Here is a 6,667-nt window from a genome sequence, read left to right as displayed (position 1 = left end):
AGGCGGAGATTGCTGATGACAATATCCTGGGCGCTGTTGTACTGCACGAAAGCAGTAAGCGAAAGAGATGTGTTCACCATGATCAGACCGCGAAATTGCCCGATGTGGGAGATGAAACGCTGGCTCCGTTCCGGGAACCGGACATGATTGTATTCATATGAACCGCCAACCTCAAGATGCGATGATATGCTCCGGCTGAGACTCGTTTCCATCGAAATACGGCTGCCGTCATAAAATTGCCCGGCATCGATTTCGGTGCTCAACGTAAACAGTCTTCCGCCGGGAGTCGAAAAATTGCCCGAGACGCCGTAAAACTCGTAGGTACCCTCCGGCACAACCGCATCATCGGAAAAGGCGAGCTCTCCGCTCACGGTTTCGTAGTTATAGGTACCGCAGATGTGTCCGTTGCTGCCCGATCTTGTTTGCAGCACCCATCCGGCGCGGGCGTAAAAATACTCGATCGAATCGTCGTCATTCCGTTTGTGCAGGTAGAAATCCTCGTAGACCTGGTGCTGGAAGATACGCGACTGTTTACCGGGATTCCAGCCATACCGGAGGAAATGAATATAGTTCTGCGAGTTCGGATTCTGTTCGAATCCCATACCGGGATTGTAATCTTTGCCCGAATAAGAATAATTAAGGCCGTAAGCCCAGCCGGTATAGCGGTAACGTTCCCAGTGGATGCGTAAATTTGCGGGATCGAGTGAGACAGGATCGTTCTTTGCACCGTCATCGAAGGTCTGCGCCCAGTTGAGTTTGAGATTATCGTCCCCGAAAAGCCTGAAAATACCATCGACGCCATAAGCGGTGTTATAAGAGCCGTCGGCGCCGGTGCGGGAGGTCACGATACCGCCGATATAGGTGTTCGGATTGAGGACACGGCGACGGAGCCGAACAACGCTGAAATTCTCCGAGGGCAGATCGCTGATTTCCTCGGTCTGCATGCTGAGCGCGCCGATATCCCACTGCCCCGCTCTTCCGACAAGCCGCACACCGCCGTAAATCGGCACCTTCCTGCCGTCATGGATGCCTATCTGCCTGCTATAAAAAAGACGGTTCGAGCTATAGAAATTGAACTCGAAATTACTTGCCCGTTCGAGGAAAAACTGCCGCTTTTCGGGGAAAAAAAGCGAATACCGGGTCAGGTTGACCTGCTGGTTGTCGGCTTCGACCTGTGCGAAGTCCGTGTTTACTGTCACATCGAGCGTCAGGTTGTTCGTGAGGCTGTATTTGGCGTCGAATCCCGCTTCGGTTTCCGGATCGTCATCGCGCACATATGCCGTTCCCTCGTCATTGAGCCCGTAATCCTGCCCGATGCCGCCGAGCACATACGGGGTGACATAGAGCGGGTTCGTGCTCCGTATCCCCTCAAACACCACAGGCTGCGCCATCGAGGGTTTCATATGGCTGTTCGCTCCCCAGTCCTGCGGTATCCGCGGATACACGATCATCTCATCTTTCCGGGCTATCCATCTGAACGCCGAAAGACGCATGACGACTTTTCCGTCGCGCTCCTGGAACCGCAGGCTGTGAAACGGAATACGTATCTCGACGAACCACCCCTGATCGTTCACGACCGTCTTGACATCCCAGAAGGTATTCCAGCTCCCGTTCGAACTCACATTGCCGAGGTCGGAGATTGTCTGGTCAAGACGTGATCCGGTCGGTGTCGTGATGAACGCAAGAGCGTTTTCGCTGTCGTTGAATGTATCGATTGCGACACCGAAGCTGTCGCTGTTTTTTGCCGAATCGTCGCGCTTGTAGGTTGTCCCCTGCACCGATGACGGTTCGCGGTCATAGAGCCTTCCGGCGATATACAGGTAATTGTCGTCATAGGCAACAAGCACCTCGGTGCGCTCGGATGGCTGATCCCCGAAATGGGGTATCTGCATGATCATAGGAAGTGTCGTAATGCCGTTCCAGGCCTCCTCTTCGCTCAATCCGTCGAAATTAACCGGAGCTTTGAGGCGGGCAACAACAACGGATTCATATTCGGGGGATACACCCGTGCTGTCTCCGGCAGCCGTTGGAACGAATGCCGGAGACAGAGCGAAAAACATAGAGACAAAGAGGAATAACCGATTCAATTGTATCAGATTGCCGGGAACAGATGCGTTTTTGATACTAATACCTGAGTTACCGATCACCTCATTTCCCTTTCCGGATGTAGATATTGCCATTCACCGTGGTCATCTGGATGTCGGGACCGCCGCCGTTGATTTTCCCGGTAACCGTGTTTCCGAACATCCCTATATTGAATATTCCATAACTGCCGGGTTTCTCGGTATTCACCTGTGTCTTGGTAACCATTTCCATGTCGAAATCGGTATAAATCTCGCCATCGACATTTTTCGCCGTCACCGTCGCTTTCGCAAGGGCGGGAAACGTGATATCGATGTCGCCGTCGACTGTGCTGAACGCCATGGGTTTGTCCTTGTCGACAGCTTTCAGAGTGACCTGGATTTCGCCATCCACCGAGTGTGCGGCGATTCCGCCCGAGATATTGTTGAGTGTTATATCGCCTTCAAGCGTATTGGCTTCAATTTCACCGGTGATTCCGTTTGCCGTTATGTCGCCGTTGAAAAAGGCTCCCAGCGAACTGAATGAACCGATTGTACCTGTACCCGGAGCCGCAGGTACACTCGCCTCTACAGAAGCCTGAATATTTTTCATGAGAGCACCATAAAAATTAATAGAAATCCCTTCGTTTTTCCCGCCGCCTAACTGCAGCGAGGTGTTGAAGGGAACCTGAATGACAAGGTCTGTTTCGTTTTTAAGCGAACGGTTGATCACGATGGCATTGTCTTCCTGGACATTGGTTACGGTCAGGCCGGAGCCGGTGAGACGTTTCATCCCCTTCGCTTTCTCGTCTTCAGGTTTGTTCAGGACATCCTTGACCGTCGATTTTGCCTCGATGATCACATCCTTGCCTTCATAACCGGTAATGGATATATCTCCGCTGCCCGAGACGATTTTAAGAACACCGGGTCTGGCCGGATCGCCGAATTTCACGACAGTCCGGTCGGAAAATTGCTGATCCCCATATACCGGGAAGTAAAACAGTATGGTAATCCATAGTAAATTTAGTATACAAATGCGTGCTTTCATTGTCAACACCTCCGTTATTAAATGATTTTGTCGATACCCATTCGCGCGCGCACTTTAACCGGTTCAATAGTATTTTTATCGTTTGTCAGGTCTCTGAAAACATCGACAGCCTTCTGCTCCTTCAGATTCACGAGCAGATTAATGAGGGCTATCTGAACAAGCGGCGATGTCTGGCTGGAAAGCGACTCGACGAGCCTGGTCCGGACTTGTTCAGACCCGCTGAAACGCTGCAGCGCATCAGTCACGGCCAGCCGGACATTGACGTTCGGATCGGAATTGAGCGTTCGGAAGAGCGCAGACAGAAACTTTTCATCTGGCTCGGTGACAAGACGGCTCATGGAGACACCCTGCAGACGGTCAACCGCGGATGATTGGTTCAGCAGGGAGATTGTAACGAGCTCGCGCATTCCGGCCATCTCTTCCCTGAGCTGCGCTATTTCGCCGTTCTTGTGATTATTGATATTCATCCACTGCCCTATGCCGATGCCGAATATCAGAACCGCGGCAGTGAGTCCGAGCTGATAAACCGGACGGCGCGGCCACCAGTTCCCGAGCCATTCGCTCAGTTTGTCTACCCACGGTTTCCCGGCAGGGGCGTGGCTCATCCCGTAACGGTAAACTTCGAGCATGGAATAAAAACGGGTGCGCACCGAGGAAGCAGGTTCTTCATCGGGAATAATCCCCATGGTTGCCCAGACATGGCTCATGGCTTCAAATTCCCGCCTGCACACGGAGCAATCCGAGATATGTTCATCAAAATGTTTCCTGATGTCAGCATCCAGAGCGCCGCTGAGATATTCAGCGATCAGATTCTGTATCTCTTCACATTTCATGGGTAGTATCACCTGCCAGTCTGAAATAGATAGTGGATAGTTCTTTTACCGCCCGGAAAACCCGGACTTTTACCGCCCCGACAGTACAGCCGAGGATTTTACCGATTTCCTCGTAGCGAAGATTGCCGAAACGGCTCAGGAGAATCACCTCACGCTTATCCTCGTCGAGCTCGGCGAGGGCTTTCCGGACCATATCAACATCATGGTCATGACTGAATTTTTCTTCCGGGTTCGGCATGGTGTCTGCGCAGTGCTCCGCTTCTTCCAACTGAACATGCCGGACGGTATTCTCGCGGTAATAGTCGACACGGGCATTCCGCGCTATCGAAAACATCCATGTATCGAAATTACCGTTGTCAAGGTACGTGTGACGGTATTTGAGCATGCGGAGGAACACATCCTGAACGAGGTCCTCGCTTGCCTGGGTGTTTCCTGTCTGACGGAGGAAAAAATTGTACAGGCGTTTATGGTGTTCCTCGAACAGACTGCCCAGCTTTTCGATGTCGCCCTCGCGGACGGCAAGCATTGTCTCATGATCCGTTGGCACGTCGACTCCTGTTGTTTTTCTTTCTTCACTTATGATAACAGGATTTTTTGAAAAAGGTTACAGGGAAAAGTGTTTATAAGGGACAAAGAGATAAAGAGGCAAAGGCACTAAGAGGAGAATGTAAGATAAGATATTGATTTTTCTTATGAAACTTATAAAAAATGGAAAGACAGTCTGAACTGTTGATCGATGTGATTCGATGATGATAATGATTAAGGGGGCTGTGAAAAAGTATTTTTTCACTTGCCCGGTTATGAAATATGTTGTTTGTTCGCTGTCAAGGGCATGTAAATCGGCACTTCGAGCCGACCCTTGACAGCTTATATCCACACTTACAGATTTTATCACAAGACTTTGAAATAATACCAATAATTCCGTATCTTTTTCATGGTAATCAGTTAATCATAGTCATCAGCGGTTCAGACAATCTCTTAAAATACTTGATTCATCAATCAATCGATGATCCGGAAAGAGGCCGGGGAAGCCATCCTTCCGAATCATCCGCTTCGCGCGGGCGAAAACAGGCGCGAATGTGAACGGAACTGACATATCTCAGGATTTATTCCTTTTCGACGCGGATATCGGCAAATGATGCTTCGAGCTCGATAGTGTCTCTGCCGTCCCCGATAGTGCCTGTAATATTCTGATTGTTCGAGGATGATACATCGACTTTGCCGAAATTGACAAGAACCGGCATGTCGCACTTGAATTTACCGAAGGATGTCGAGGCCGTAATCTTTGCCGAAAGCGATTCCGGCACACTCAGCGTTATGGGAGCATGCGATGTTTTCAGCCTGACAGTTCTCTTTGAACCGGTGTTTTTCTGCAGGACGCCCCGGGCGGTTATACTGCCGTGCTGGTTGACGACGATCACATTACCGCCGACATGGGACGCATTAACCGCACCGAAAGAGTTGTTGACTTCCGCATTTCCTTCGACAAGCTCGATTTCCACCGCGGCGTGCTGGTTATCCACCCTGACATCACCACGGACATTGCCTGCGCTTATCCGCCCGAAACTCGATCTGACCGAAAGACTGTTTTTTATATCCGATACCGTAATGGCGCCATGACCGTTTGTAATACCCGTCATACCGTCTACGGCGGTGCATATGACCTCGCCGAAGGAATTCTTTATATCACAATTCCCCATGATTTTCGAACAGTCGACCTTGCCGTAACCGCCACTTATATCTGCGGTTCCTGCGACATCTTCAATCCTGATGGAGCCAAATTTCGTTTCTGCGGTGAGGTTGCCGGTTATATGAAAGATGTCAAGCGAGCTGTGTTCGTTCCGTATGAGTGTGTTTCCGTCGATGTTGTGCGCAACCAGTGTTCCGAATTTGTTGGTCAGCACCGTTTCGCCCCTGAGATCGTTCGCGGTCAGGTTTCCGAAGCCGTTTTTTATCGAGATTTTTTCCGAAACACCCTGGATATCAACGTTTCCGAAGGAGTTTTGCACATCGAGAACTATATCCCGCGGCACCTCGATTGTGTATGAGATGGAATAATTCTTAACCTTGTCACGGTATTTTTTGTCGGGATATTCCGTTTTGATCGTTACACGGTTCGGTTTTTCATCGACAACCAGTTTCATTTCTTTGAAAAACTCGTCCACAATACCCGTATTTTTGACCGTGATCTTTTTCAAGCCGTCGATGGAAATTCTGCCATCCTGACCGGTGCGGATATCCATGTTTCCGAAACTGTGTTCGAGAATAATCTCCATGCCCGGTTTACAAGGAATGGTCATGGTTATTTTTTCCGTGAAATCGGTACCGGGTATATTGCTTTCCGATGCCATGGCATTGTTCACGATCAGACAATAACCGGCCAGGATAAGAAATGTAATTATCAGTTTTATCGATGTTTTCATGACAGCGCCTCCTTGTATGAGCATTCTTGTTCAACCACTTTCAAAAAGTATATGTGCCTCCGGACATTTCCCGGAGTGTTTCCACCTTTTCCTGATATGCAAGGGCAAGATATTTGCGTGCATTGATATTGTATTCATTTTTCGCGACAGCTTCCCTGCACTGGCCGATATATTCGTCGAGCACGGCGAGTTTCTCACGGTACAGGTCATAGAGCTCGGGATCGATGTTGGCCTTGTTTTGCTCGACAAGACCGGATAATTTGTCTATCGCGGCAAGGTATTCCTGTAGATCGGAAGAGCACA

The 6,667-nt window shown here is 49.9% G+C and carries 6 protein-coding genes; all 6 read right to left on the bottom strand.

Annotated features, from left to right (window positions below):
* On the bottom strand, positions 1-2,147 hold a 2,147-nt coding region (locus LLG96_13000), incomplete at its 3' end, for a carbohydrate binding family 9 domain-containing protein (GenBank protein MCE5251128.1).
* 1 nt (position 2,148) lies between these two features.
* Entirely contained in the window at positions 2,149-3,108 is a 960-nt protein-coding gene (locus tag LLG96_12995) for a DUF4097 domain-containing protein (protein MCE5251127.1), read from the bottom strand.
* 17 nt (positions 3,109-3,125) lie between these two features.
* Entirely contained in the window at positions 3,126-3,941 is an 816-nt protein-coding gene (locus LLG96_12990) for a HEAT repeat domain-containing protein (protein ID MCE5251126.1), read from the bottom strand.
* Positions 3,931-4,488, bottom strand: coding sequence for an RNA polymerase sigma factor (locus LLG96_12985; GenBank protein ID MCE5251125.1), 558 nt, complete (start codon positions 4,486-4,488; stop codon positions 3,931-3,933). The genes LLG96_12990 and LLG96_12985 overlap by 11 nt, the downstream gene beginning before the upstream one ends.
* A gap of 559 nt (positions 4,489-5,047) precedes the next feature.
* Positions 5,048-6,364 carry a DUF4097 domain-containing protein gene (locus tag LLG96_12980; protein MCE5251124.1) on the bottom strand — a complete coding sequence of 439 codons (1,317 nt, stop codon included), beginning with the start codon at positions 6,362-6,364 and terminating at the stop codon, positions 5,048-5,050.
* Between the two features lie 40 nt (positions 6,365-6,404).
* The coding region (locus tag LLG96_12975; GenBank protein ID MCE5251123.1) for a hypothetical protein at positions 6,405-6,667 on the bottom strand (263 nt) is incomplete at its 5' end.

It is taken from the genome of bacterium (assembly GCA_021372535.1).
Lineage (GTDB): Bacteria > Latescibacterota > Latescibacteria > Latescibacterales > Latescibacteraceae > JAFGMP01.
This window is presented reverse-complemented; position numbering and strand designations above follow the sequence as displayed.

What these genes read in the sequence shown, in the direction of transcription:
- LLG96_12995 (MCE5251127.1), bottom strand. Translation starts at nt 3,108, where the DNA reads ATGAAAGCACGCATTTGTATACTAAATTTACTATGGATTACCATACTG.
- LLG96_12990 (MCE5251126.1), bottom strand. Translation starts at nt 3,941, where the DNA reads ATGAAATGTGAAGAGATACAGAATCTGATCGCTGAATATCTCAGCGGC.
- LLG96_12980 (MCE5251124.1), bottom strand. Translation starts at nt 6,364, where the DNA reads ATGAAAACATCGATAAAACTGATAATTACATTTCTTATCCTGGCCGGT.